This is a genomic window from Streptomyces sp. NPDC005281, assembly GCF_040607495.1.
Taxonomy (GTDB): Bacteria; Actinomycetota; Actinomycetes; order Streptomycetales; family Streptomycetaceae; genus Streptomyces.
Window position 1 is genome coordinate 182,721 of the sequence record NZ_JBEXGX010000003.1, and the last position, 26,338, is coordinate 209,058.

Genomic DNA, 26,338 nt, shown 5'->3' on the forward strand with positions numbered 1-26,338 from the left:
AGCTCCGGGGTCAGCCGGACAGGCGCACCGGCATGATCAAGTACTTGTAGGCCTCGTCCGCCTCGGCGTCCATGGCGGGCCTGCCGCTGAGCAGCGCCGGCTTCGTGGACGTCGTGAAGGAGAGCTGGGCCACCGGCGAGTCGATGGCGCTCAGGCCGTCGAGCAGGAACGTCGGGTTGAAGGCGATCGAGACGTCGTCGCCCTCCAGCTTGGCGTCGACCCTTTCCACAGCCTGTGCGTCGTCGCTGGAACCGGCCTCCAGGATCAGCACGCCCTGCTCGAAGCTCAGCCGCACGGGGGTGTTGCGTTCGGCGACCAGGGCCACGCGCTTGACGGCCTCCACGAAGGGGGCGGTCTCGATGACGGCGATGGAGTTGAACTCCGTCGGGAACAGCGAGCGGTACTTCGGGAGGTCGCCTTCGAGCAGACGGGTGGTCGTACGACGCCCGGCGCCCTCGAAGCCGATCAGGCCCTCGCCCGCGCCGGAGCCGGACAGGGCCAGGATCACGCTGTCGCCGCCCGTGAGGGCCTTGGCGGTGTCCAGGAGCGTCTTGGCGGGCACCAGGGCGACCGCGGACGCCTCCGGGTTCTCCGGCTTCCACAGGAACTCGCGGACCGCGAAGCGGTAGCGGTCGGTGGACGCCAGGGTGACCTTGTCGCCCTCGATCTCGATGCGCACGCCGGTGAGCACGGGGAGGGTGTCGTCGCGCCCGGCGGCGATGGCCACCTGGGCGGCGGCGGAGGCGAAGACCTCACCGGGGACGGTGCCGGTCGCCGACGGCATCTGGGGCAGTGCCGGGTACTCCTCCACAGGCAGGGTGTGGAGTGTGAACCGCGAGGAGCCGCAGACCACGGTCGCCCGTACACCGTCTGTGGAAATCTCCACCGGCCGGTTGGGGAGTGCGCGGCAGATGTCCGCGAGGAGACGGCCGGACACGAGGACCGTGCCCTCCTCGTCGATCTCCGCGTCCACGGAGACCCGTGCCGAGACCTCGTAGTCGAAGCTGGAGAGGCTCAGTGCGCCCTCCTCGGCCTTCAGCAGGAGGCCGGCGAGGACAGGAGCCGGCGGACGGGCCGGGAGGCTGCGTGCCGCCCAGGCCACTGCCTCCGCGAGTACGTCGCGTTCCACCCGGATCTTCACCGTTGCCGCCTCCGTCTGTTGCCGGCGCTCTCGCCCTGCTGGCCTTCGTCGTCTGACTCGGTGTCGTTCCACCGCTGAGGGGAAGGACACCGGGGACCAGTCTGACGCACCGCGCTGACAGTCGTTGCCCCTCGGGGTCAAGTCGTACCGGGCGGCAGTCGAGCGTCCGAGAGCAAGTTGTGCACAGCCCCCACTTCGAAACGGTTCTCAAGCTCTCTCTAGTTGGTCTTAGTAGTAGGGCCTGTGGAAACCGTGGATAACCCCGTTTTCGCAGCTCAGAGGCGGTTTTTTGTCCACCGGTCCTGTGGGTGGAGGCGGTGGACAACCAGGGGTATCTGTGGACGACGAAAAGTTCTGCACACTCGGTCCACAGCTGAGGGCGACTTCTCCCCAGCTTCGTCCCCAGCTTTGCCCGGGTTCCCCACAGCCCAACCCGGCACCTTGATGTGACGCCTTTCACTCGACGCGGTGAGATGGCTCGGTGGGTTGCCGAACAGTGGACAGAGGTGTGGAGAAGCCAGCGATCGCTGGGGACAATCGACCCAGGTCTGTGGGCCGCCGGTGGACAACTTCGCCCACAGGCTGTGGATCTTTTCTTTGTCCACAGCCTGTGGAGAGTGTTTGTCCACGAATCCACAGGCGGTTGACCTGGTCTGATGGTCTTTCAACAGTGCTGCCTGTGGAAACGATCTGGACAACTTCTCAGTCCCCAGGGTGTGGACGGAAAAAAGTCACCACATCTGTGGAGAGTGGCCGTAACCCGGCCCGGATTCGAACAGCAGGTGTCGGGTCGGTAGCGCCGAAAACGGGGCGCGAACTCCCGGAAGGCGGTCGCGAAGCCCTCAAGACGCGGGTCCCAAGCCCTCAAGACGCGGCTCCTAAGCCGGCGGAGGGCGTCTCCGGACCTCAGCAGGGGCGGCTTTCGAACCTCGCAGAGTGCGGCCGCGGACCTCACCTGGTGCGTCGGTGGGAGGCCTCGGACGCGTCCGGACCGCTCGAAGGACGCGGCTGAGCGCGTCGGCGGGAACGCGTGGCCGGGAACGGCGAAGGGCGCCCCGGGAGGTGTCCCGGGGCGCCCTCGGACGGGTACGGCCGCTGGTCGGCGCCGGCCTCCGTCAGCCGTTCTTGATGCGGTTCGTGAGTTCGGTGACCTGGTTGTAGATGGAGCGGCGCTCGGCCATCAGCGCGCGGATCTTGCGGTCGGCGTGCATCACGGTCGTGTGGTCGCGACCGCCGAACTGCGCGCCGATCTTCGGCAGCGACAGATCGGTGAGCTCACGGCACAGGTACATGGCGATCTGCCGTGCCGTCACCAGGACGCGGCTGCGCGAGGACCCGCACAGATCGTCCACCGTGAGCCCGAAGTAGTCGGCGGTCGCCGCCATGATCGCGGTCGCGGTGATCTCGGGGGCCGAGTCCTCGCCGCCGGGGATCAGGTCCTTGAGGACGATCTCCGTCAGACCGAGGTCCACCGGCTGCCGGTTGAGCGACGCGAAGGCCGTCACCCGGATCAGCGCGCCCTCCAGCTCGCGGATGTTGCGCGAGATCCGGGACGCGATGAACTCCAGCACCTCCGGCGGGGCGTTCAGCTGCTCCTGGACCGCCTTCTTGCGCAGGATGGCGATACGGGTCTCCAGCTCGGGTGGCTGGACGTCGGTGATCAGACCCCACTCGAAACGGTTGCGCAGCCGGTCCTCCAGGGTGACCAGCTGCTTGGGCGGCCGGTCGCTGGACAGCACGATCTGCTTGTTCGCGTTGTGCAGGGTGTTGAACGTGTGGAAGAACTCCTCCTGCGTCGACTCCTTGTCCGCGAGGAACTGGATGTCGTCGACGAGCAGGATGTCCATCTCCCGGTACCGCTTGCGGAAGCTGTCGCCCTTGCCGTCGCGGATGGAGTTGATGAACTCGTTGGTGAACTCCTCCGAGCTCACGTACCGCACCCGGGTGCCCGGGTAGAGGCTGCGGGCGTAGTGCCCGATCGCGTGCAGCAGGTGCGTCTTGCCGAGTCCCGACTCCCCGTAGATGAAGAGGGGGTTGTACGCCTTCGCCGGCGCCTCGGCGACGGCCACGGCGGCGGCGTGCGCGAAGCGGTTCGAGGCGCCGATCACGAACGTGTCGAAGAGGTACTTCGGGTTCAGCCGCGCGGTGGGCTCAGCGGGACCCGACGCCGGCGCGGGCTGCGAGGACTTCGGGCCGGGGGCACCGCCCGCGGACGGCAGGGAGGGGCCGCCCCTGCGTCCCGGGCCGTTGTCGGAGTGGTCGTTCGGATCACGGCGGTCGGAGCGCTGGTCGTAGTCCTGGCGCTGCTCGTAGGGCGAGCGTTCCACCGGCTGGGGCCGGTAGTCCTGCGGCGGCGAGGCGTACGGGTCCCGCTCGGGGAAGCCGAGGCGCTGCTGCTGCCAGCCGTAGTCGTCCTGGGAGTGGCGGGGCCAGGCGCCCGGCTCCGGACGCTGGTAGTCCGGGTACGCGGGACGTGCGGTCGGCAGCTGGTCGCCCGGGGCGCCGGGCAGTGGTTCGGCGCGCCCGCCGCGGTGGTCGTCGGCGCGGTGGCGGCCGTAGCCCTCGTACCCGTCGCGACGGGAGGCGTAGGGAGATCGGTCGTCGCGGCCCTGCGGCTCGTACGATCCACGGTCGTCCCGGCCCTGGCTCTCGTAGCCACCGCGGTCGTCCCTGGGCTGGGCGCCGTCGTACCCGCCGCCGTCGTACGTGCCCCGGTCGTCGCGGCCCTGGTTCTCGTAGGGGTCACGGCCCTGGCCGGGCCCGGCGGGCAGCTCGGGCTCCTCGTAGCGGGGCGGGGCGGGCATGGAAGGCTCGCCCGCGGAGTCGTCGACGGTGATGGCGATACGGATGGGGCGGCCGCACTCGCGGCTCAGGGTCTCGCTGACGATCGGGGCGAGACGGCCTTCCAGTACGTTCTTGGCGAATTCGTTGGGGACGGCGAGCAGAGCGGTGTCCGCGACCAGCGCCAGGGGCTGGCAGCGCTTGATCCAGTGCTCGTCCTTCACCTCGACACCCTGCCCGCGGCCCTCGCCCAGAAGTTGTTCCAGTACGCGTGGCCACACTGCGGCAAGATCGGCAGGTACGTCAGCCACGGGGCACGCTCTCTCACGGGTCCCACGAACGTGTGGTTCTGGGAACAGGTTGGGAAGTCAGTCGCTTGGGGCGGGGGAACAAAGCCGCTGGGGCGGCGGGGTGGGAACGAATCGGAGTTCAGCCACGGTAGTCAGGGCGACCCGTGCGGTTCAAGTTGTTGTCCCCAGCCTGTGGATAGTGTCCCCCGTCGGGGGTTGGTTTGACCGGATGGCGTAGCCGCGCGTACCGTAACCAGGTCGAGTTGTCGATGGCTGCTGCCGCCTGCCTCCGATGGGCACAGATCGCGAAGAGCGATCGGGAAGCGGTGCACTCGGGCGTAATGCGAGTTTCCTCGTGGGCGCACGGTGACAGCCAGGACGGCACCCCGCCACCACCGATTCTTTCTGGAGCCCCCTAGTGAGCAAGCGCACCTTCCAGCCGAACAACCGTCGTCGCGCCAAGACCCACGGCTTCCGCCTGCGGATGCGCACCCGTGCCGGCCGCGCGATTCTCGCGAACCGTCGTGGCAAGGGTCGCGCCGAACTGTCCGCCTGATAGCAAACAGGTCATGATCTCGTGCTGCCTACCGAGCATCGGCTGAGGCGGCGCGAAGACTTCGCGACCGCGGTACGCCGAGGACGCCGGGCCGGACGCCCGCTTCTCGTCGTCCATCTACATAGCGGTGCACCGGACCCGCACGCGCCTGGGGAGAGCGCTCCCTCGACGCGTGCGGGTTTCGTCGTGAGCAAAGCCGTGGGTGGAGCGGTCGTGCGCAACAAGGTGAAGCGCAGACTTCGCCATCTGATGCGCGACCGAGTCGCCCTGTTGCCCCCCGGTAGCCTGGTAGTCGTACGAGCGCTGCCCGGTGCGGGTGACGCCGACCATGAACAGCTGGCCCGAGACCTGGATGCCGCCCTTCAGCGGCTGCTGGGAGGGGGCGCGCGATGAAGTACCCACTGCTTGCTCTCATCAAGCTCTACCAGTGGACGATCAGCCCGTTGCTCGGGCCGGTCTGCAAGTACTACCCGTCGTGCTCCCGCTACGGCTACACAGCCATCGACCGGCACGGTGCGATCAAGGGAACGGCACTCACCGCCTGGCGCATCCTCCGGTGCAATCCGTGGTCGCTGGGCGGTGTGGACCATGTTCCGCAGCGCAAGCGCCCGCGATGGCACGAATTGCTGCGTAACGCCTGGCGTGCACGCAAGGGCGGGACCTCCGCCGCCGTACCGGCCACCGGGGACACCACTTCCCCGGGCCCGGCCGCAGAGACCCCGTCCCATGCTCAAGGAGCTTGATTAGTGGACACGATTGCCAGTCTTTTCAGCTTCATCACGACACCTGTTTCCTGGGTCATCGTCCAGTTCCACGCCGTGTACGGGAAGATCTTCGGTCCCGATACGGGCTGGGCCTGGGGCTTGTCCATCGTGTCCCTGGTGATCCTGATCCGAATCTGCCTGATCCCGCTCTTCGTGAAGCAGATCAAGGCCACTCGGGCGATGCAGACGCTTCAGCCCGAGATGAAGAAGATCCAGGAGCGCTACAAGAACGACAAGCAGCGCCAGTCCGAAGAGATGATGAAGCTGTACAAGGAGACGGGTACCAACCCGCTCTCCTCGTGCCTTCCCATCCTGGCCCAGTCGCCATTCTTCTTCGCGCTGTACCACGTGCTCAACGGCATCGCGACGGGCACGACGATCGGCGTCATCGACGACCAGCTGCTCGCCAGCGCCCGTAAGGCCCACATCTTCGGTGCCCCGCTCGCGGCCAAGTTCACCGACAGCGCCGAGACGGTCGCCCAGCTCGGCGCCACGCTGACCGACGTCCGTGTCGTCACCGCGATCATGATCGTGATGATGTCGGGATCGCAGTTCTACACCCAGCGTCAGCTGATGACGAAGAACGTCGACACCACGGTGAAGACGCCCTTCATGCAGCAGCAGAAGATGCTGATGTACGTCTTCCCGGTCATGTTCGCCGTCTTCGGCATCAACTTCCCGGTCGGTGTCCTCGTCTACTGGCTGACCACCAACGTGTGGACCATGGGCCAGCAGATGTACGTCATCCGCAACAACCCGACCCCGGGTTCGAAGGCTCAGGCCGCTTACCTGGAGCGCCTCCAGAAGCACGTCACGCAGCACGGCAAGACGCGCGGACGCGGCGAGAAGGCCATCGTCAAGGCCATCGTCTCCAAGGGCCGCGACCGCAACGAGTTCGAGCGCAAGTTCATCAACAGCCTGACCAAGGCGGGCCTCGTGGCCCAGCCCGACGGCCTGGTGATGACCAGCGACACCGCGGTGGTCGTCGAGTCCGAGGACGGCACCACGACGACCACCGCTGCCGCCGCTCCCAAGCGCCAGCAGCCGAAGCGCCAGTCCAAGGCGCAGCGTCAGTCGGGTACCTCCGGCAGCGCACCGGCAGACGAGCCGGAGCCGAAGACTTCGCTGAGCAAGTCCGACGAGCCCGAGGACGCCGAGCCCTCCGCCGCGAAGCCGGCCACCGGAACCGGCAACAAGCCCGGCACCGGTACCCGCAGCAAGGCCCAGTCCGGACAACGCAAGGGTCCGCAGCGGCCCAAGTCCCCGTCCAAGAAGTAAGAAGGAGTCCATCCCGTGACGGAAGGCACCACCACCTCCGCCGCCGCTGAGGGCGACACCCTGACCCGCCTGGAGCAGGAAGGCGAGATCGCTGCGGACTACCTCGAGGGTCTGCTCGACATCGCCGATCTCGACGGCGACATCGACATGGACGTCGAGGCCGACCGCGCCGCTGTCTCGATCATCAGCGACTCGGCCGGCCGCGATCTGCAGAAGCTGGTCGGCCGTGACGGCGAGGTGCTGGAAGCACTCCAGGAGCTCACGCGCCTGGCCGTTCACCGGGAGACCGGGGACCGCAGCCGGCTGATGCTGGACATCGCGGGATTCCGGGCCAGGAAGCGCGAAGAGCTCTCCGAGCTGGGCGCCAAGGCCGCCGCCGAGGTCAAGAGCTCGGGTGAGCCGGTCAAGATGGACCCGATGACGCCCTTCGAGCGCAAGGTCGTGCACGACGCGGTCAAGGCCGCGGGTCTGCGCAGCGAGTCCGAGGGCGAGGAGCCGCAGCGCTTCGTCGTCGTGCTCCCCGCCTGATCGGTACGTACGTTCCTTCGGCCCCGTCTGTTGCGCAGACGGGGCCGAATTTTGTCAGCCTGATAGTCCTGGTGATCAGCGCTCAGTGCGCTCAAGCGGTACGGAAGGACGGTCCCCCGTGACGGAGGCAGCTGAGCTTCCCCCCGCGCCCGAGCAGGCGCGCGAAGTATTCGGTGATCGCTTCGCGGACGCGGTCCGGTACGCGGAACTGCTGGCCGAGGCGGGAGTGCAGCGTGGGCTGATCGGCCCGCGCGAGGTGCCCCGGCTGTGGGAGCGGCACCTGCTGAACTGCGCGGTGCTCTCCGAGGTCGTCCCCGAGGGCGTGACCGTGTGCGACGTCGGTTCGGGTGCGGGGCTGCCCGGCATTCCCCTGGCGCTCGTCCGCGAGGATCTCAAGATCACCCTGCTGGAGCCGCTGCTGCGCCGGACCAACTTCCTCACGGAGGTCGTCGAGCTGCTCGGTCTCGACCATGTGACCGTGGTGCGAGGCCGCGCCGAGGAGGTCATGGGGACGCTTCAGCCGGTTCACGTGGTCACCGCCAGGGCGGTCGCCCCCCTCGACCGGCTGGCGGCGTGGGGTATCCCGCTGCTGCGGCCGTACGGCGAGATGCTGGCCCTCAAGGGCGACACCGCCGAAGAGGAGCTGAAGGCCTCCGCCACCGCACTGAGCAAGCTCGGTGCGGTGGAGACCTCCGTCCTACACGTAGGTGAGGGCATCGTGGATCCGATGTCCACCGTGGTGCGGGTGGAGGTGGGCGAGAGCCCCGGAGGTGTGCGCTTCGCGGCGAAGCGGGCCAAGGCCGCCAGGACGGTCCGGACGCGTCGTCGACGCTGACCCTGGACGATGTGAGTGTCGCGACTCCCGGTTCCCGCGCAAGGGCCGGGAGTTCCGCTGTTCGGAGCCAGGAGTTGTTTCTCACTTCTAGCGGATCGATCCCGATGATGCGACCTATTGCGCAAAAGCTTCCAAAGCAGTGCATATCGGAGTGTCGCGCCCCGATGGTCCCAGCGGGCTCGGCATCGTGTTTCACGTGAAACGTCGCTCACTGTTGCACGGCATCATCAGTCGCGGCCGAGCTGCGGCCGAACCCCGCGATCGGAGGCCTCTCGGGTCACTCGGAGGGGGTGGGAAGTTGTCCACAGAGGTGGATTTCTCCACAGAACAACGGGCCTCGCTGGTTCACGACCCCAAAGGCATGGGAGGCTCTGTGCATTGCGAGCCTGAAGTCGAGGAGAGTGAATCCTTGCGGTCCGACGCCAACATCGCGGGACCGATGACCGATCCGGTCCCCGGTCCCCGTACCGAGTCGATGGGGGAGGATGTTTCACGTGAAACACCGCCCCCGATGGACGACACTCCTATCGGTCGTGCTGCCCAACTTGCTGTGGAGGCGCTAGGTCGCGCCGGTGAGGGCCTGCCACGGCCCGAGCAGACCCGAGTCATGGTGGTCGCCAACCAGAAGGGCGGGGTGGGTAAGACCACGACCACGGTCAACCTTGCCGCCTCGCTGGCCCTGCACGGCGCCCGGGTCCTGGTGATCGACCTGGATCCTCAGGGCAATGCCTCCACGGCGCTGGGTATCGATCACCACGCCGAGGTTCCGTCGATCTATGACGTGCTGATCGACAGCAGGCCGCTCTCCGAAGTCGTTCAGCCGGTTCCTGATGTCGAGGGTCTCTTCTGTGCCCCCGCCACCATCGATCTCGCCGGTGCGGAGATCGAACTGGTGTCGCTGGTGGCCCGTGAGAGCCGACTGGAACGGGCGATCCTGGCGTACGAGCAGCCGCTGGACTACATCCTCATCGACTGCCCGCCGTCGCTCGGCCTGCTGACGGTCAACGCTCTGGTCGCCGGCGCGGAGGTCCTCATCCCCATCCAGTGCGAGTACTACGCACTCGAAGGCCTGGGGCAGCTTCTGCGCAACGTCGACCTGGTGCGCGGGCATCTCAACCCCGACCTCCACGTCTCGACGATTCTGCTCACGATGTACGACGGTCGAACCCGCCTCGCATCCCAGGTCGCGGAGGAGGTGCGCAGCCACTTCGGCAAGGAGGTGCTGCGGACGAGCATCCCGCGCTCGGTACGAATTTCGGAGGCCCCGAGCTACGGGCAGACGGTTCTGACTTACGATCCGGGTTCGAGCGGTGCTCTCTCGTATCTTGAGGCCGCGCGCGAAATCGCCCTGCGAGGAGTCGGAGTGGCGTACGACGCGCAACATGCCCATGTGGGCGGACAGAACGATCAGAACTTGGTGGAGGGGATCCAGTGAGCGACCGACGACGGGGTCTGGGGCGGGGCCTTGGCGCACTGATCCCTGCGGCTCCGACAGGTGAGCGTCCGGTTGGTTCGGCGAGTGGGGCACCCATCGCCCCGCCTGCCGGCCCCGTGCTCACGGCGGAGCGCGGGGTGGCGGCTGCGAAGGTGACCACGCTGCCCTTCGTTTCACATGAAACAGAGGACGGGGCGTCGAGCGGATCGCCGGAGACGCTTCAGGCTCCCGTCGGCGCCCACTTCGCCGAGCTGCCCCTCGACGTCATCACGCCGAACCCGCGCCAGCCGCGTGAGATCTTCGACGAGGACGCTCTCGCCGAGCTGGTCACCTCCATCAAGGAGGTCGGTCTCCTCCAGCCCGTCGTCGTCCGCCAGGTGGGCCCCGGGCGCTACGAGCTCATCATGGGAGAGCGCCGCTTCCGGGCCTGCCGTGAGGCGGGGCTCGAGGCCATTCCCGCGATCGTGCGAGCCACAGAGGACGAGAAGCTCCTCCTGGACGCGCTCCTCGAGAACCTCCACCGGGCTCAGCTGAACCCGCTGGAAGAGGCGGCGGCCTACGACCAGCTGCTCAAGGACTTCAACTGCACGCACGATCAGCTGGCGGACCGGATCGGACGGTCGCGTCCTCAGGTCTCCAACACCCTGCGTCTGCTGAAGCTCTCCCCTTCGGTTCAGCGTCGTGTGGCTGCCGGGGTTCTCTCCGCAGGGCATGCGCGGGCGCTTCTCTCGGTCGACGACTCGGAGGAGCAGGACCGCCTGGCTCACCGCATCGTCGCCGAGGGGCTCTCGGTGCGAGCCGTGGAGGAGATCGTGACTCTCATGGGGTCGCGTCCGCAGTCGGCTCAGCGCTCCAAGGGACCGCGGGCCGGCAGCCTGGTCTCACCGGCGCTCAGCGATCTGGCGACGCGCCTCTCGGACCGCTTCGAGACCCGGGTGAAGGTCGACCTGGGCCAGAAGAAGGGCAAGATCACTGTCGAGTTCGCTTCGATGGAAGACCTTGAGCGCATCCTCGGATCCCTCGCCCCGGGCGAGGGACCGGTCCTTCAGAAGAGCCTTCTGGACGACGACTCCGACGACGCTGAAGGCTGAGTCTGCGTACCGGTGGACCGATCTGCGATCGGTCCACCGGAAGAGCGGGCCGTGTCCGGTAAGAGCCGGAACACGGCCCGCTCTTTGCTTTCCGGCGGTATCGATGGAATCGCATCGTGGATACGATGCGATGGGTATGGCGATCCACCTGGAAGCACCTTCATCGGGGAGGCGGGGGTCATGCAGACCGTGAGCCGTACCGGACTGGTGACCGCAGGTCTGGGCCTGGGAGCGGTCGGCGGGTTCGTCGGCAGCCTGCTCAGAGAGCGGAGCCATCTGACAGCCGCCCGTGACGCCGCGGGCGAACGAAGCGAGGAACATCCTTCATGGGGCGCCGGTTCGTACCGCTCACGCTGGACAACCTTCCGGACCTTCCCAACCACTGTCGTGCGTGCGTCTTCTGGGAACTGGATCCTGTCAGCGGTGAAGCCGCGGTAAAAGCGGGCACAAGCGCCATGGAGAAGGAAGCCTGGATCTCCTCGGTTCTGCTGGACTGGGGATCCTGCGGCCGTGTCGCCTACGTGGACGATGTGCCGGTGGGTTACGTGCTCTACGCACCGCCGGCCTACGTCCCCCGCTCCACGGCGTTCCCCACGAGCCCCGTCGCTCCGGACGCCGTTCAGCTCATGACCTCGTTCATCATGCCGGGCTATCAGGGTCAGGGGCTCGGCCGGGTGCTTGTCCAGACGGTGGCTAAGGATCTGCTTCGCCGGGGATTCAAGGCGATCGAGGCTTTCGGAGACGCCCGGTGGAAGGACCCCGCCTGTGTTCTCCCCGCCGACCATCTCGTCGCGGTGGGCTTCAAGACCGTGCGTCCTCACCTCAGGTACCCACGACTGAGGCTGGAACTGCGGACCACGCTCTCCTGGAAGGAAGACGTGGAGATGGCGCTGGACCGGCTCCTCGGAGCGGTACAGAAGGAGCCCGCGCTTCGCCCTCTGTGAGGGGCGGCCGACGACCGCAAGGGTATGCGGGGCTGGCACGCTTCCTGCGCCCCGGCATCTCTCGAGCAAAACAAATGGGCCAGCCCACCAGGGCCGGCCCATCCGTGTTTCACGTGAAACACAACGCCGCGTGTGCGGCCGTCGACGCCTACTCGGCGATGAACTCCTCGAGGTCACGCACGATCGCGGCCTTCGGCTTGGCACCGACGATGGTCTTGGCGACCTCGCCACCCTGGTAGACGTTCAGGGTCGGGATAGACATGACACCGTACTTGGCGGCCGTCGCCGGGTTCTCGTCGATGTTGAGCTTGACGATCTCGATCTTGTCGCCGTGCTCCGCGGCGATGGCCTCGAGCGACGGAGCGATCTGGCGGCACGGACCGCACCAGGCGGCCCAGAAGTCCACGAGGACGGGCTTGTCGTTCTTGAGGACGTCCTGCTCGAAGGAGTCGTCGGTCACGTTCTTGAGGGTGCCGGCCACGGCGGGCTCCTTAATCTGTTTTTCGGTGGGGAGGAAGGGGGCGATCAGACGGTGGCGGCTGCGGTCTCACTGTCCGCGAGGGCGGCGAGGTAGCGCTCGGCGTCGAGGGCGGCCGAGCAGCCGGTGCCGGCTGCGGTGATCGCCTGGCGGTACGTGTGGTCGACGACGTCACCGGCGCCGAAGACGCCCGTCATGTTGGTGCGGGTCGACGGCGCGGCGACCTTCAGGTAGCCCTCGCCGTCCAGGTCGAGCTGGCCCTTGAAGAGCTCGGTGCGCGGGTCGTGACCGATGGCGATGAACAGACCCGTCACCGGCAGCTCCGAGATCTCGCCGGTCTTGAGGTTGCGCAGCGTCAGACCGGCCAGCTTCGGGTTGCCCTTGATCTCGGCGATCTCGCTGTCCCAGACGAACTTGATCTTCGGGTCGGCGAAGGCGCGCTCCTGCATCGCCTTGGAGGCGCGGAGGCTGTCCCGGCGGTGAACGATGGTGACGGACTTGGCGAAGCGTGAGAGGAAGGTGGCCTCCTCCATCGCGGTGTCGCCACCGCCGATCACGGCGATGTCGTGGTCCTTGAAGAAGAAGCCGTCACAGGTCGCGCACCAGGAGACGCCACGTCCGGAGAGCGTGTCCTCGTTGGGGAGGCCGAGCTTGCGGTGCTGCGAGCCGGTCGTGACGATCACGGCCTTGGCGCGGTGCACAGTGCCGGCGGTGTCCGTGACGGTCTTGATCTCGCCCGCCAGGTCGACGGCGACGACATCGTCCGGGACCAGCTCGGCACCGAAGCGCTCGGCCTGGGCGCGCATGTTGTCCATGAGCTCCGGGCCCATGATCCCGTCCTGGAAGCCGGGGAAGTTCTCGACCTCGGTGGTGTTCATCAGCGCACCGCCCGCGGTGACGGCGCCTTCGAAGACCAGCGGCTTCAGCGACGCGCGCGCGGTGTAGAGCGCCGCCGTGTAGCCGGCGGGCCCAGACCCGATGATGATCACGTTACGGACGTCGCTCACGGCTTGATTCCTCGTCTCTGGAGACTGCTGCGTACCGGTGGGAGCAACTCTCAGTACTCTCACCCCACCCAACGGATCCTAAGGGGCTTCAATTCCCGCTGTGTCAGGGCACACGGAGACTGAATGCCGGACGGTGACGCCAAGCCATCCGAGGGCGGCATACCTCTGTGCCCCTGAGTGGCAAGGCGTGCTGATGAGACGCTCGGGACGGCCGTGGGCGATGTGTCGGAAGCCGGCAGCAGTCGCGGTCAGGAACGTGGGTAGGACCGCGTCAGCAGCAGCTTGCCGGGCGACGGTGAGGCCTGCTTCTCGCAGGCGGCGTCAACGATGTAGGCCGTGACCTTCGCCCTGTCGGCGACATCGGACACCACGAGGAGATAGACACCCTTCCCCTGGAACGAGCCCGCCTTCGCGGCGAGGAGCACCCCCGGGTCCCCTGTGCCCTGCTCGACACACTGCGGAACGGCGGGCGTAGGGGTGATCAAGGTCTTCACATCGCCCGGGTCGGTTCCGGCGTCCTGCGACTGGACACCCCAGGATTTGGCGCTGTCTGGACTGTCACCCGACTTCTTGTTCTTCGTGAGAAGGTCCGAGACCTCGCCGTGCAGTGTCTTCTCGGAGAAGGTGCTCAGCGACCCCGACTCGCGCCGGCTTGCCGTCTGAGGAGTGCCAGAGCTGTCACCGCCCAGGGACTGGACGAGGATCGCACCCAGCCCCAGAGCCGCGGCCGCGAAGGCGGTGGTGAGAAGGACCGTCCTGCGGCGTCCACGGCGTGCTCGATGGGAGCGACCCGGGCCGGTGGCCCCACGGGGATGCCCTGAAGGACTGTCGGCAGTCGACGTTTCACGTGAAACATGAGCACGATCGGTATCGGCTGCGTCATCGGGGGCTGTTGCGCTCAGCAGGGCTTCCGCGGCGAGGGCGGCATCGATGCGTTCGGCGACATCGTCGGGCATGCGCGGGGGACCCGGCAGAGTGCCGAGGAGACCGCGGATCTCCTCCAGGGAGTCATGGACCTCGGAGCAGAGGGAGCACCCCTCGAGGTGTTGTCGAACGTCCGCGGTCCGGGAAGGCGAGAGCAGGCCCGCGGAGAGGTCGGCGATCTCCGCGACGTCGGGGTGCCCGGCCTTGTCCGTCGTGGATGTCACGCCCGCCCACCTCCGCCCTTCACAGCAGCTGAATCGCTTGGCCCTGGGTCGCGGGGACCTGATGCGTGGGGTCCCGCTGCGGGTGGGACGGATGTCCCCTGAGTCCGGTTCCGTCCGCTGCCCGACTTCTTCGTCTCCGCGTCATCGGGCTTCCGTGGCCGGAGATGAGCGAGCAAGGGAAGGAGTCTGGCTCTCCCGCGGGCACAGCGGCTCTTCACCGTGCCGGTCGGGACGTCGAGGATGCGGGCAGCCTCCGCCACGGGGTAGCCCTGCATGTCCACCAGGACGAGGGCGGCGCGCTGGTCGGCGGGCAGGGTCCCCAGAGCGCCGATGAGTTCACGGTGGAGGTCGTTGCGCTCGGCCGGGGCCGCGGCCGACTCGTGAGGTTCGAGCAGCTGCTCCAGGCGCTGGGTGTCATCGACAGGGGACGTCTTCCTGGAGGCTGCCTTGCGGGCCCGGTCCAGGCAGGCGTTCACCGTGATGCGGTGCAGCCAGGTCGTGACGGCCGACTGGCCCCGGAAAGTGTGGGCGGCCCGATAGGCCGAGACAAGTGCGTCCTGGACCGCGTCAGCGGCTTCCTCGCGGTCTCCCAGCGTCCGCAGGGCCACGGCCCACAGGCGGTCGCGATGACGCCGCACAAGCTCACCGAAGGCGTCTGGATCGCCATCGACGTGGCGGGCCAGGAGGTCCTGATCGCTTGCTATGCCGTGTTCGGCTTCATCGGCCATCGGACCCCCCTCCCCTCCGTCGACGAGCGTCAGCCGCTGAACTTCACATCCGTGATGCCCTGCTTGTAGCCGGCGCCGCTGTACTGGTCCTTGCCCGAGTAGGGGGCCGCGGTGATCCACACCAGCACGTAACGAGTCTCCACCGGCTTGGCCGCGGAGAGCTTCAGGAGCCTTCCGGAGGTGGCGGCGGGATCGGTGATCTTCTTCATGGAGCCGATGGGTGTCGAGGACGACATCGAGTCGGCGGCGTACAAAGACGCCGTCGTCCGGTTGCCGCCGTAGTTCAGCCCTATCGAGGCCGCCGACACGCTCTGCGTGGACCCGAGGTCGTAGACGACGCCCACTCCCTCCTTGAACGGCGCCAGGGTGGGGCCGCCACTGTAGGAGTACGTCCGCCAGTACGTGCTGCTGTCACCGTCGTAGGTGAGCCCCACGTCCGCGGGGTGCTGGGGCTTCCCGTCCGGGTAGTACTCCTGCGCACCCTTGATCGCGATCGGCCTGACCGGCTTGCTCTTGTCGCCGCTCTTCTCGTTGCCGTCCGTCGTCTGGGTCTTCTTGGTGTCGTCGGGCTTGCCGTGGTCCATCAGCGCGTCCGCGAGCTGCCAACTGCCCAGGCCCAGTGCGGCGATGAGGAGAGCCGAGACGGCCCACTTCAGGGCCGTGCCGGTACGGCTCTGCAGCGGAGGCGGCGGAGTCGGCAGGGGCTGGGTGACGCCCGGGCGCGGCGACTGCCGGCCGTACGTGCCCTGCTGGTACGTCGTGCGCTGGTACTCGGGCGGTGCGGTGAACGCGGGCTCCGGCGGGCGGATGCGGGGCATCTCGCCGATCGCCTTCACGAGCTCCTCCGGCGTGGTGCACGGGGACTCGTTGCGAGAGGCGGTCGCACCGTCGTTGGCGAGCGCGCGCATGGCGAGCTCCGACAGGCCCCGGTGGACACCGGCCCGCACCTGGTCGGGTGCGATGAGACCGACACCCTTGGGCAGCCCTGACAGGCCGTAGGCGTCGTTCTCGTACGGCCAGCGCTGGGTGAGGGCGGCGTACAGGAGTGCGCCGATCGCCTCTGTGTCGGTGCGCTGCGGGGTCTCCGAAGTGATGCCGCGCAGCGCCGCGTTCACGGCGAGCCCACGGATGCGCCACTGACCGCTGGACGTGCGCAGCACGGCACCCGGGGTCAGCTTGAGATGGGCGAGGCCCTCGCGGTGCGCGGCGGCCATGGCCCCCGAGACCTGACTGACCATCTGGTAGGCCTCGTGCACCTCGAGGGGGCCCGAGGCGATGAGGGCGGTGAGTTCCGTGGCGTCCGGCAGCCACTCGTGCACCACGTAGACGAGGTCGTTCTCCTCGACCGCGTCCAGGACCTGGACGAACCGGGGATCGCCCAGCAGGGCGGAGGAACGGGCCGCCGCCAGTACCGAGCGGGCTCGCGGATGATCGGCGGGCAGCAGATGGACTCCGACGGCACGGCGGAGTTTCTCGTCCATCGCGCGCCAACTGCTGAAACCATCCAGTCGGGTGACGCACTCTTCCAGGCGATAGCGCCTGGCGAGTTTGTGACCACTGTGCAGTTCGGGCGGTGAGGCCTTTCCGGGACCCTCGGTCCCGCCGCTCCCCTGTGCCTCTTCGCTGTCCGTTTCCCGCTCCCGGTTGAGGGCCACCCCGTCGGACGTGGTTTGGTCCGCCTTGGCGGTCAGCGGTTCGTCACCGCTGTTGTCTGCCACGTCGACGGCAGCCGTGCTCCGTTCCGCCACCGTCGTCCCTGCCTCCCCATCCATTGCGCGCTGTCCGACGCAGAAACCAATTGTGCCCATAGTCCGGCGCTATGCACGACACACGGCGACGGACGATGGTTGTGCGCGTACCCCCGCCTCAGCGCCCCAGACGCCCGCGGACCATCCCGACCATTGAGTTGAGTTCTTCGATGCGCATCTTGCGCGCGGCGACGTAGAAGACACCGAGCAGAGCGATCGATCCGGCGACGAGCGCCGCGATCGAACCGATCGCGCCGTGCCCGAGCACCCGGGTGATCGCGAAGCCTACGGCGCCGCCCACCACGGCGCCAGGGACGGAGGCCAGGCACAGGCGCGCGTACGTGCGCAGCACACGGGCGCCGTCCAGGTCGCCGCCCAGCCGCCTGCGCAGTCGCTGCCAGGCCACTCCGACGCCCACGGCGTAAGCCAGCCCGTACGCGCCGGCCATGCCGACGACCGCCCACTGGGCCGGCAGCACCACGTAGCAGAGGGCCGAGGCGGCCGCGTTGACGGCGGCCACGATGACCGTGTTGTAGAAGGGGGTGCGGGTGTCCTCGTAGGCGTAGAAGCCGCGCAGGACGACGTACTGCACCGAGAACGGGATCAGGCCGAGGGCGAAGGCCATGAGGACATAGCCCTGGGACTCGGCGGCCTGGATGCCGCTGGAGCCGAAGAGCAGGGTGCACATCGGGATGCCGAGGGCGACGAACATGAAGGCGACCGGGACGATCGCCACCGCCGAGGTCCGCAGACCCTGCGAGATGTCGTCACGGACCGCTCCCGGGTCTCCGTCGTGGGCCGCCCGCGAGATCCGCGGAAGCATGGCCGCCATGACCGAGACCGTGATGATCGCCTGCGGCATGCCCCAGATGAGCTGGGCGTTGGCGTAGGCCAGGATGCCCGCTCCGTCCCGGCCGGAGGCCTTGCCGGCCGCCGTGGCCAGCTGCGTGACGACGAGGACGCCCGCCTGGTTGGCGAGAACGAAGAGCACGGTCCACTTGGCGAGCTTGACGGCCTTGCCGAGGCCGTGGCCCCGCCAGTCGAAGCGCGGACGGAACCGGAACCCGGCCTCGCGCAGGTACGGGACCATCGCGGTGGCCTGTACGACCAGGCCGAGCAGGGTGCCGATGCCCAGCAGACGGATGCCGTCCGGCGGGATGTTGTCCACCGTCATTCCGGAGTGCCGGGAGGTGCCGTAGACCCAGAGGAACATGCCGAACGTGAAGATCATGACGATGTTGTTCAGGACCGGGGTCCACATCATCGCGCCGAACTTCCCGCGGGCGTTGAGGATCTGGCCCATGACCACGTGCACGCCCATGAAGAAGATCGTGGGCAGGCAGTAGCGGGCGAAGGAGACGGCCACGTTGTTCGACGCCGGGTCGCTCGCGATGGAGTCCGACATCAGCTGGATCAGCAGCGGGGCGATGAAGACCGCGGCGGTGACGATCACGCCGAGGGCGACCATGACGAGCGTCAGCAGGCGGTTGGCGTACGCCTCACCGCCGTCCTCGTCCTCCTTCATGGAGCGCACCAGCTGGGGCACGAAGACCGAGTTGAGGCCGCCGCCGACGGTCAGGATGTAGATCATCGTCGGCAGGGTGTACGCGACGGTCCAGGCGTCGCCGAGCGTCGCCGCGCCCAGAGCCGCAGTGATGATCATGGTTCGGACGAAGCCGGTGAGACGGGACACCAGGGTGCCCGCCGCCATCACCGCACTCGACTTCAGCAGGCCGGAAGCACGGCCGCCGGACTTCGCCTGTGCGGCCGCGGGAGGCTGAACCGCGGCCGGGGCCGGCTCGGGCGCCGGCGCGGGGACCGCGGGGGAGGCGGAAGAGGCGTAGGCATGCCGGACGCCGCCCTGCTGCTGGTCGCGGAAGAGATGAGCGAAGGCGTCGGGCTCATGCTGTTCCTCGCCGGCCTGGGTGACCAGGTCGTCCACGCCCACGTACTGGGTGGTCCGGGCGTCGTCCCCGTACGGCAGGTGACGCGTCGGCCCGGCCGGCTCCGGAGGCGGTGTCTGGGCCCACAGCCGGGGGTCGGGTGCGTACTGCGACGAGGGCGGCTGTGCGTACAGCGGCTGCTGGGGGGCGTACGTTCCGGGCGCCGGCGGCGGGTGCGCGGCACGGTCGTAGAGCGCCTCGGCCACCGGGTCCTGGGCCGAGAGGTCCTGGGCCCGGTAGGGATCCTGGTCGTAGGCGTCCTGGAGGTACATGTCCGCGGGAGACCCCTGCTGCATGTGAGCGGTCTCCGGCGTGCCCTCGGGGTGGCCGGAGCGGCCCGCGTCCCGGTCCGGGTAGTCCTCGGGGTAGCCCGAGGATCCCGCGCCCTGGCCGCGGTCACCGTCGTACGGCGCGTTCATGGTTACCCCACCTCATCGTCCCCGGGCCCACCGGCCACGACATCGCTCAACGGTCCACTCTCTCACCCGTGCCGGACGGGTCGGCGCTTTCCGGTGCGGTGTCCGGTGTTGGGTCACTCGGGTGCTCCGGGTCGTCTGCCCCGGACTCCGAGGCGGAAGCCCGTTCGGGTCCGGCCGCGGAGTCTGCGGTGGAGTCAGTGTCCACGGTGCCCTCCGCGCCCTCGCTCCCGCCCCCTGCCTCCGGACCGCTCTCCGTGTTCTCCCCGTCCTCCTCGGCCTGCCGGGCCGCCGCACGCTTACGCTGCGTGTACATCCGGAAACCGGCGAGCACGAGAAGCAGGACGCCGCCGCCGATGACGAGCATCACGGTGGAGGTGATCTCGGTGACCTTCACCTCAAAGGGGACCGGGTCACCGTACGGCTGCCCGTCCTCCGTGTAGAGCTGGGCGACGACCTGCACGGGGCCGTTGGCCTGGGTGGATGTCGTGAACTTGACCGACTGGCTGTGCTCGCCCGCGACCTGGATCCGCTGCTCGTCGTACGGACCGTTGCCGATCTTGAGACGGGTCGGCTGCTGCGAGGTGAGGCGCAGCACCAGGTGGCCGACGCCCTGCACGAGGTTGTTCTGGACGGTCACGGGGATCGTGGCGCTGCGCCCGGAGAGCTTCGCGTCCGACTTCTGGATGAGGTGCACCAGGCCCATGAGCCCGTCGAGGTACGTCTCCACACCCTGCCGGAAGTCCGCCGCCTCCGCGGTCCGGCCGCGCCAGGACGCCGACATCCCCCGGTCTACGGCCCGCCCGAACGGCGTGACCACCCGGGACTCGTCGCTCAGGATCGTCCGGAACTTGTCGAGCTTGGCCTGCGTCGCCTGGATCCTCTCGAACGCCGAGCGCGGCAGCTCCCGGTGGCGCAGCGACGAGGGGTACGAGGACGTGGGCGGCACCCGGGTGGTGGCGCCGGGGTCCGGCTTGGCCTTGGCAGCCTCGGTCAGGCCCTGGGACTGCGACCAGTTCCCCTGCTGGAGGGCGCGCAGCCCCTCGGCCATGGACTGTGCCTGGCTCACCGTGGGCATGCGCTGCGGAGCGACGACGATGCTGCGCTCGTTCTTCGACTCCTGAAGGTTGATCATCAGGCTCTGCGCGAGGAACTTCTGGACGGCGAGTGTCGAGTCGTCCGCCTTCATCATGTCGCCCTGGAACACGGTCGACAGCCGTTCGTCCGCGACCACCGCCGTGGTTCCGCCGCCGATGGGGCGGGCGGCGCTGGGTGTGTAGGACAGGCCGCCCGTCTCGCGCAGGCTGTCGCTGCGGGCGATCACCTTGTCCGCGCCGGCCGACGTGGCCACCTTGATGATCGACGGGTCCACCGCGCCGTCGGCGGGCCAGGCGAACTCCGTGTTCGGCTTCACATGGATGACCGTCTCCACCGTGCTGGCCGCCACATCGGTTGCGTCCTTGAGATGGCTCAGGGAACCGGTGACGTCCTTGCCGTGGTGGGCGAGCGAGGCGAGGTCGGGGTCGGCGAAGGGGAGGGCGACGACGCTCTGGCCCCGGACCGTCTTCTCGAGCTTGTCGAGCCAGGCGTTGGCCACCGCCTGGTTCCTCCCGGCGACAGTCGTGCCGTTCTCCTGCTGGATCCGGTAGCCGCCCCGCATCGCGTCGACGGAGGCCAGCAGGTCCGGGTCGAGGACCCAGGTGATGTCGAGCTGACTGCCCAGCGACAGGAGCTGGTCCAGGCGTCCGCCCGGAGAGATCTCCTTGGCCAGATCGTCGTTCTTGAACACGGGCGTCTGCTGGGCGTCGGAACCGGTCTCCGCCGTGAGGTGGACGGCGGAGATGAGCGGCCAGAGGTAGGTCGTCTTCGTCTTCGTGTCCGCCGCGTCGGGCTGCCAGGGCAGGAACGTCCGCTCGATACCGAGGACCTGGTCCCACGGCTGCGCGGTGGTCCGGCCCGTGAGCGACACACCGAGTTGGTAGACCCCGTCCGCGCCGAGGTCGAGGTTCTTGGCGGGCACCGAGATGCTGAAGTGCTCCGAGCTGCCCGCGGCGAGCTTGGTGACCTTCGCGACGTATTTGCCGCCGACCTCCAGCGGGTCGAGGCCGGGCTGGAAGCTCGTGCGCCTCGAGGCGGTGTCGATGGCGGAGCGGGTGTTCAGGGACGGGCCGACGCGGATGCCCACATGGGCGTCCGTGACCGTCTGCTTGCCCTTGTTGGTGACCGAGCCCGAGACCGTGATCGTGTCGCCGTCGGTGGGGGTGCTGGGGTTCAGCGAGTCGAGACTGACGTCCACGGGACCGGACGACCCCGTGGCAGTGGCCACAGAGGCCTTCTCGGCGGCCTGGGAGGGCGTGCTCAAGGGCAGCTGGAGCAGCCCGGCCAGCAGCGGCGCCCCGGCCAGCAGTGCACCGCCCCGCCGGAGCCACCGGCGGGCAGGTGAGGGACTGGTCCCTTGGAAGTCTGCCGCCTCGGCCACGCGCTCGCCCGTCCCTCGTCGTCGTCAGTGGTCGTCGGAATGTGCGTCCACGCATGGTAACGAGGTGCGCTGAGAGTAAGTGCCGCGGAGTGGTCCGCAAGATCAGGAATGAGAGCCGACTGTCCTGTATGTGTACCTATTCTGCCCGGGAAAAGATGTGGGAGCAGGTGTGGGATTTATCCAGGCGCCCCCCATGGCTGCGGCCACGTACCCTTTTCTGTTGTGCCGAACGCCAACGAAGACAATTCCAGTGCCCTGAGCCAGGTGCAGCGCCGCGCGGTGAGTGAACTGCTGCGGGTCTCTCCTGTCGCCGACGAGCTCGCCCGCCGTTTCCAGGAGGCCGGGTTCTCGCTCGCCCTGGTCGGCGGGTCGGTCCGGGACGCGCTCCTCGGCCGGCTCGGCAACGATCTGGACTTCACGACGGATGCCCGGCCCGAGGACGTACTCAAGATCGTCCGGCCCTGGGCGGACGCGCTGTGGGAGGTCGGGATCGCCTTCGGCACGGTCGGGGCCCAGAAGGAAGCCCGCGTGGGCGATGTGGAGCAGTCGTTCCAGATCGAGATCACGACGTACCGCTCCGAGTCGTACGACCGGACCTCGCGCAAGCCGGAGGTCTCCTACGGCGACTCCATCGAGGAAGACCTCGTGCGCCGCGACTTCACGGTGAACGCGATGGCCGTCGCGCTGCCGGAGAAGGTGTTCATCGACCCGTACGGCGGCCGGGACGACCTTGCCGCCCGTGTTCTGCGCACCCCGGGCACCCCGGAAGCCTCCTTCTCCGACGATCCGCTGCGGATGATGCGGGCCGCGCGCTTCGCCGCGCAGCTCGACTTCGAGGTGGCACCCGAGGTCGTCGCCGCCATGACGGACATGGCCGGACGTATCGAGATCGTCTCCGCGGAGCGGGTACGGGACGAACTGAACAAGCTGATCCAGTCCGCACACCCGCGCAAGGGTCTGACTCTGCTGGTGGACACAGGGCTCGCCGAGCACGTGCTCCCGGAGCTTCCCGCCCTGCGTCTGGAGAGGGACGAGCACCATCGGCACAAGGACGTCTACGAGCACACGCTGATCGTTCTGGAACAGGCGATGGCGCTGGAGGAGAACGGGCCCGATCTGACGCTCAGGCTCGCCGCGCTGCTCCACGACATCGGCAAGCCGCGGACGCGACGCTTCGAGCAGGACGGACGGGTCTCTTTCCACCACCACGAAATGGTGGGCGCCAAGATGACCAAGAAGCGGATGGCGGCGCTCAAATACTCGAACGACCTCGTCAAGGACGTCTCACGTCTGGTCGAACTGCATCTGCGCTTCCACGGGTACGGCACCGGCGAGTGGACGGACTCGGCCGTCCGCCGCTATGTCCGCGACGCGGGTCCGCTCCTCGACCGTCTCCACAAGCTGACCCGTTCCGACTGCACCACGCGCAACAAGCGCAGGGCGACCGCGCTCTCCCGCGCCTACGACGGGCTGGAGGACCGCATCGCCGAGCTCAAGGAGCAGGAAGAGCTCGACGCGATCCGTCCCGACCTCGACGGCAACGAGATCATGCGGATCCTGGGCATCGACCCCGGCCCCGCGATCGGTCAGGCCTACAAGTTCCTGCTGGAGCTGCGCCTCGAGAACGGGCCGATGGAGCGTGACGCCGCGGTGACGGCGCTGAAGGAATGGTGGGCCGAGCAGGGCTGAGAGCTGAGACCTGTGAAGGGTCGCCATGTTTCACGTGAAACATGGCGACCCTTCACAGGAGATCGAGGAGTCAGCGAGCCATTGTGTTGTTCAGCCGGCCTACACGTTGCGCAGGGAGCAGTTTTCGAGCTCGCCGTATATGTTGACCCTCATCCATTGCTCCTTGTCGAACTGCCAGTTGCTTCCCCTGATCAGCACGCCGCCTTCCCAGACGACCGAAGCATCGGCGTTGTGGCCGCTCGTGCAGCGGCCGCCGCGTGGGCACCAACGCCAGTTGCTCAGTACCTTCTTCGGGGTGCCTTTGGAGATGCTGATGACGCCGGTGATGTTCCTCTTGGCGGCGTCGGCGTAGTTCACCTTGGTGATATCCCGCCCATTGCTATGGAAGTTCTCCCACAGGCTGAGCTTGATCACCTTGATGCCCAGATACTTCACATAGGTTGTGTAGGTCACCGTGTGGTTTCCGCTGGGCAGTGGACGGGCCGCGGCGGTGGAAATCCCGCTGATGGTGCTCTCTTGCCCAATGGTGACGTCGCCATTGCGCAGCGATGTCGTATTGCTGGTGTTCTGTGAACGGGCAGACAGCCCGCTTCCCTGTTCTGCGGCCTTGTTGAGGAACGACTTGAGCAGCGCCGGGTCGTGCAGGTAACCGATGAACTTGGCCTGTTCGGTCCGTGTCAGATGCCGGAACTTCTTGAGGGCATCGGCGGCGCCGTCTTCGTGAGAGTGGCGCAGGTAGTTGACGTACGCGGCCGGCGTGGCGGCGGGATCGATCTGCTTGGTCGAGGTCTGTGTAGCCTCGGCAGCGGAAACCTGCGATGCGGTGGCGGTGAGGATACCAACGGCACTGAGTACCGCCGCCATTCCATGCATGGTGCGCGTCTTCACGTTGTTCCCCGATTTCTGAAGCGAAAATCTCTCAGTCGTCGTGCTGGGCTTGGTCATTGCCGGGCACGAGACAAGATGCTTTCAATCAAACTGCCTCGGGAGCAAGGAATTTGAGGTTCTTCAGAGCGACAGGTGGTGTTGAGGATCGGCGGAGAGGCGGCTGCATGCAGGCGGCGCTGCATCGTGGAGCTGATACGGCGCCGGTCGCTGGTCGGTGATGTTTCACGTGAAACATCCCTGCTGATATCTGTCTGCGCGGGCTACTTGTTCGATCCGAGACAGAGAGTGAAGGACTCGCCGGTTTCCTTCCACGTCAGCGTTGCCGTCGTGCCCGCGACGTTCTGGCACGTGAGGGAGGGAAGCGATGCGCCGTCCGCCTTCTTGAGGACCTTGTGCGTTGCCTTGGAGTCGGTGCAGTCCACCTGGATGACGTCCGGGTTGTTGCCGGTGCCCTTGTTGTACAGGCAGTCGCCGACAGCCAACTTCTTGGCGTCCTCGCTGTTGCTGTGGATCAGCCAGCCGCCCACGATGACGCCGAGACCCGCGACGACAACGACTATGCGCAGGTACTGCTTGATGCCGCGCTTCGGGCGCTGCGGGGGGACCGGGGCGTAGCCGGGGGCCGGCTGTTGCGGGAACCCGGGCTGACCCGGTTGCTGCGGGTAACCCTGCGGGGGCTGCTGCCCGTACGGCGCCTGGCCCTGGGGCGGCTGACCGTAGGGCTGCTGCCCCTGTGCGAACGGGTTCTGGCCCTGGGGCGGCGGAGTTGTCACTGGGGGTCCCCCTGGAACGTAGGTGCGTGACGCGAACGTAAGACGCACGTAAGCTATCCGGCCTCTGTGACAACGCAGTGGCCAGAAGTGGCTCTGTGGCACTGATGTGACACTTACTGAAGCTCAAAGCGGGCCATAGCGACCGCAATTGATGCGTACACAGCTGCCACCGTGAGGACGAGAGAAACGGACCGTCCGTCAGAAGGCAGCATCAGCGCGGCCACTGCTGCCGCTCCGACGAAGGCGACGTTGAACAGGACGTCGTAGACGGAGAAGATCCGGCCGCGGAAGCCGTCGTCCACGGCGGACTGCACGATGGTGTCCGTGGCGATCTTCGCGCCCTGTGTGGTCACGCCCAGCATGAAGGCGGCGCCCAGTGTGGGGGTGGGAGCGAACGGGAGACAGAGCGCGGGCACGAGGACCGCGGCGGCGCCGGCGCAGACGGCGATCCAGAGGCCGGGGCCCAGCCGTCCGGCCGCCCAGGGTGTCACCACGGCCGCGACGAAGAAGCCGGCTCCCGAGACCCCCACGGCCAGTCCCAGCAGAGCCAGCCCGCCGTCCGAACCGGACGCCCACGCGTAGCGGCAGAGCATCAGCACCATGACCGTCAGGGCGCCGTAGCAGAAGCGCATCAGGGTCATCGTCAGCAGAGCCCAGGCCGCCTCCCGTCGTGGGAGCTCCGCCAGATGGCGCACACCTCCGGCGAGCCCTCGCGCGGTGCCGACAAGAGCGGTGCCCACATAGGGGCGGACCTGATCCTGGTCGGGCCCGAGGATCTCCGGGGCGATACGCAGCGAGGCGAGGGCCGCGCACAGATACAGGGCGGCTCCCACGAGGACCACCGCCGCGTCCGAGTCCGCGACGACCAGCCGTACGGCGAACGCGAGAGCCGCGCCCGCGGTGGCCGCGAGCGTTCCGGCGGTCGGTGAAAGCGAATTGGCGAGCACCAGCCGGTGCGCGTCGACGACCCGGGGCAGCGCGGCGGACAGCCCGGCCAGGACGAAGCGGTTGACGGCGGTGACACAGAGCGCGGAGGTGTAGAAGAGCCAGTCGGGCATCCGGCTCAGGATCAGGACGGCCGTCACGCACGCCAGCGCCGCGCGCAGCAGATTGCCGTACAGAAAAACCTGCCGGCGCCGCCATCGGTCCAGCAGGACGCCCGCGAAGGGACCGATCAGGGAGTACGGGAGGAGCAGCACCGCCATCGCGGAGGCGATGGAGGCCGCCGAGGTCTGCTTCTCCGGTGAGAAGACCACGTAGGTGGCCAGTGCGACCTGATAGACACCGTCGGCGCCCTGGGAGAGCAGCCGCACACCGAGCAGGCGTCTGAATCCCTGGAAGCGCAGGAGGACGCGCAGGTCACGCACGACGGCCATGAGGCACAGCCTCACATACGAG

At 67.9% G+C, this 26,338-nt stretch carries 22 protein-coding genes; 10 read left to right on the forward strand and 12 right to left on the reverse strand.

The features are described 5' to 3' along the window. Window positions 1-10: 10 nt before the first annotated feature. A complete protein-coding gene (gene dnaN, locus ABZV42_RS05990) occupies window positions 11-1,141 on the reverse strand; it encodes a DNA polymerase III subunit beta (protein WP_356050983.1) in 1,131 nt (376 codons plus the stop codon). Between the two features lie 1,115 nt (window positions 1,142-2,256). Beyond that, window positions 2,257-4,233 (reverse strand): chromosomal replication initiator protein DnaA, encoded by a 1,977-nt coding sequence (gene dnaA / locus ABZV42_RS05995; RefSeq protein WP_355981758.1) that lies wholly within the window; start codon window positions 4,231-4,233, stop codon window positions 2,257-2,259. 397 nt (window positions 4,234-4,630) lie between these two features. Between dnaA and rpmH the strand changes: the two genes are divergently transcribed. From rpmH to ABZV42_RS06040, 9 genes are all read left to right on the forward strand, one after another. Continuing rightward, window positions 4,631-4,768, forward strand: coding sequence for a 50S ribosomal protein L34 (rpmH, locus tag ABZV42_RS06000; RefSeq protein ID WP_100597229.1), 138 nt, complete (start codon window positions 4,631-4,633; stop codon window positions 4,766-4,768). 21 nt (window positions 4,769-4,789) lie between these two features. Next, a complete protein-coding gene (gene rnpA / locus ABZV42_RS06005) occupies window positions 4,790-5,161 on the forward strand; it encodes a ribonuclease P protein component (protein ID WP_356050984.1) in 372 nt (123 codons plus the stop codon). Further along, window positions 5,158-5,511 carry a membrane protein insertion efficiency factor YidD gene (gene yidD, locus ABZV42_RS06010; RefSeq protein WP_355981756.1) on the forward strand — a complete coding sequence of 118 codons (354 nt, stop codon included), beginning with the start codon at window positions 5,158-5,160 and terminating at the stop codon, window positions 5,509-5,511. Before rnpA ends, yidD begins: the two co-directional genes overlap by 4 nt. A gap of 3 nt (window positions 5,512-5,514) precedes the next feature. Next, window positions 5,515-6,810, forward strand: coding sequence for a membrane protein insertase YidC (gene yidC / locus ABZV42_RS06015; protein WP_356050985.1), 1,296 nt, complete (start codon window positions 5,515-5,517; stop codon window positions 6,808-6,810). A gap of 15 nt (window positions 6,811-6,825) precedes the next feature. Continuing rightward, window positions 6,826-7,338 (forward strand): R3H domain-containing nucleic acid-binding protein, encoded by a 513-nt coding sequence (locus tag ABZV42_RS06020; protein ID WP_355983593.1) that lies wholly within the window; start codon window positions 6,826-6,828, stop codon window positions 7,336-7,338. Between the two features lie 118 nt (window positions 7,339-7,456). Then, window positions 7,457-8,173: a 16S rRNA (guanine(527)-N(7))-methyltransferase RsmG gene (rsmG, locus tag ABZV42_RS06025; RefSeq protein WP_356050986.1), complete on the forward strand. Its 717-nt coding sequence runs from the start codon at window positions 7,457-7,459 to the stop codon at window positions 8,171-8,173. Window positions 8,174-8,534: 361 nt separating this feature from the next. Beyond that, the gene (locus tag ABZV42_RS06030; protein WP_355983601.1) at window positions 8,535-9,608 is read left to right on the forward strand and encodes a ParA family protein; all 1,074 of its coding nucleotides are present in this window, start codon (window positions 8,535-8,537) and stop codon (window positions 9,606-9,608) included. Continuing rightward, the gene (locus ABZV42_RS06035; protein ID WP_355983591.1) at window positions 9,605-10,699 is read left to right on the forward strand and encodes a ParB/RepB/Spo0J family partition protein; all 1,095 of its coding nucleotides are present in this window, start codon (window positions 9,605-9,607) and stop codon (window positions 10,697-10,699) included. Before ABZV42_RS06030 ends, ABZV42_RS06035 begins: the two co-directional genes overlap by 4 nt. Before the next feature lie 326 nt (window positions 10,700-11,025). Continuing rightward, window positions 11,026-11,643, forward strand: coding sequence for a GNAT family N-acetyltransferase (locus ABZV42_RS06040; protein ID WP_355983590.1), 618 nt, complete (start codon window positions 11,026-11,028; stop codon window positions 11,641-11,643). Between the two features lie 148 nt (window positions 11,644-11,791). Here the strand turns inward: ABZV42_RS06040 and trxA are convergent, their stop codons facing one another. The 7 genes from trxA to ABZV42_RS06075 form a co-directional block, all read right to left on the reverse strand. After that, window positions 11,792-12,124 (reverse strand): thioredoxin, encoded by a 333-nt coding sequence (gene trxA / locus ABZV42_RS06045; RefSeq protein WP_151471039.1) that lies wholly within the window; start codon window positions 12,122-12,124, stop codon window positions 11,792-11,794. A gap of 44 nt (window positions 12,125-12,168) precedes the next feature. Continuing rightward, window positions 12,169-13,128 carry a thioredoxin-disulfide reductase gene (gene trxB / locus ABZV42_RS06050; RefSeq protein ID WP_355983589.1) on the reverse strand — a complete coding sequence of 320 codons (960 nt, stop codon included), beginning with the start codon at window positions 13,126-13,128 and terminating at the stop codon, window positions 12,169-12,171. A 248-nt stretch (window positions 13,129-13,376) separates the two neighbouring features. Further along, window positions 13,377-14,276, reverse strand: a complete 900-nt coding sequence (locus ABZV42_RS06055) for a hypothetical protein (protein WP_356050987.1) — start codon at window positions 14,274-14,276, stop codon at window positions 13,377-13,379. Continuing rightward, window positions 14,273-15,004: an RNA polymerase sigma factor SigM gene (sigM, locus tag ABZV42_RS06060; protein ID WP_355983587.1), complete on the reverse strand. Its 732-nt coding sequence runs from the start codon at window positions 15,002-15,004 to the stop codon at window positions 14,273-14,275. The genes ABZV42_RS06055 and sigM overlap by 4 nt, the downstream gene beginning before the upstream one ends. 29 nt (window positions 15,005-15,033) lie before the next feature. Continuing rightward, entirely contained in the window at window positions 15,034-16,752 is a 1,719-nt protein-coding gene (locus ABZV42_RS06065; protein WP_356050988.1) for a protein kinase family protein, read from the reverse strand. A gap of 118 nt (window positions 16,753-16,870) precedes the next feature. Further along, window positions 16,871-19,114, reverse strand: a complete 2,244-nt coding sequence (gene murJ / locus ABZV42_RS06070) for a murein biosynthesis integral membrane protein MurJ (protein ID WP_355983585.1) — start codon at window positions 19,112-19,114, stop codon at window positions 16,871-16,873. A 46-nt stretch (window positions 19,115-19,160) separates the two neighbouring features. After that, entirely contained in the window at window positions 19,161-21,590 is a 2,430-nt protein-coding gene (locus ABZV42_RS06075) for a DUF6049 family protein (protein WP_355983584.1), read from the reverse strand. Between the two features lie 222 nt (window positions 21,591-21,812). Between ABZV42_RS06075 and ABZV42_RS06080 the strand changes: the two genes are divergently transcribed. Beyond that, entirely contained in the window at window positions 21,813-23,279 is a 1,467-nt protein-coding gene (locus ABZV42_RS06080; RefSeq protein WP_355983583.1) for a CCA tRNA nucleotidyltransferase, read from the forward strand. 99 nt (window positions 23,280-23,378) lie between these two features. Here the strand turns inward: ABZV42_RS06080 and ABZV42_RS06085 are convergent, their stop codons facing one another. From ABZV42_RS06085 to ABZV42_RS06095, 3 genes are all read right to left on the reverse strand, one after another. Further along, on the reverse strand, window positions 23,379-24,224 hold the full coding sequence (locus ABZV42_RS06085) for a hypothetical protein (protein WP_356050989.1): 846 nt from the start codon (window positions 24,222-24,224) through the stop codon (window positions 23,379-23,381). A 203-nt stretch (window positions 24,225-24,427) separates the two neighbouring features. Further along, complete coding sequence (locus tag ABZV42_RS06090; protein ID WP_355983581.1) at window positions 24,428-24,940, reverse strand: hypothetical protein; 513 nt, start codon at window positions 24,938-24,940, stop codon at window positions 24,428-24,430. A gap of 113 nt (window positions 24,941-25,053) precedes the next feature. Then, entirely contained in the window at window positions 25,054-26,316 is a 1,263-nt protein-coding gene (locus tag ABZV42_RS06095; RefSeq protein WP_356050990.1) for an MFS transporter, read from the reverse strand. Window positions 26,317-26,338 lie beyond the last annotated feature (22 nt).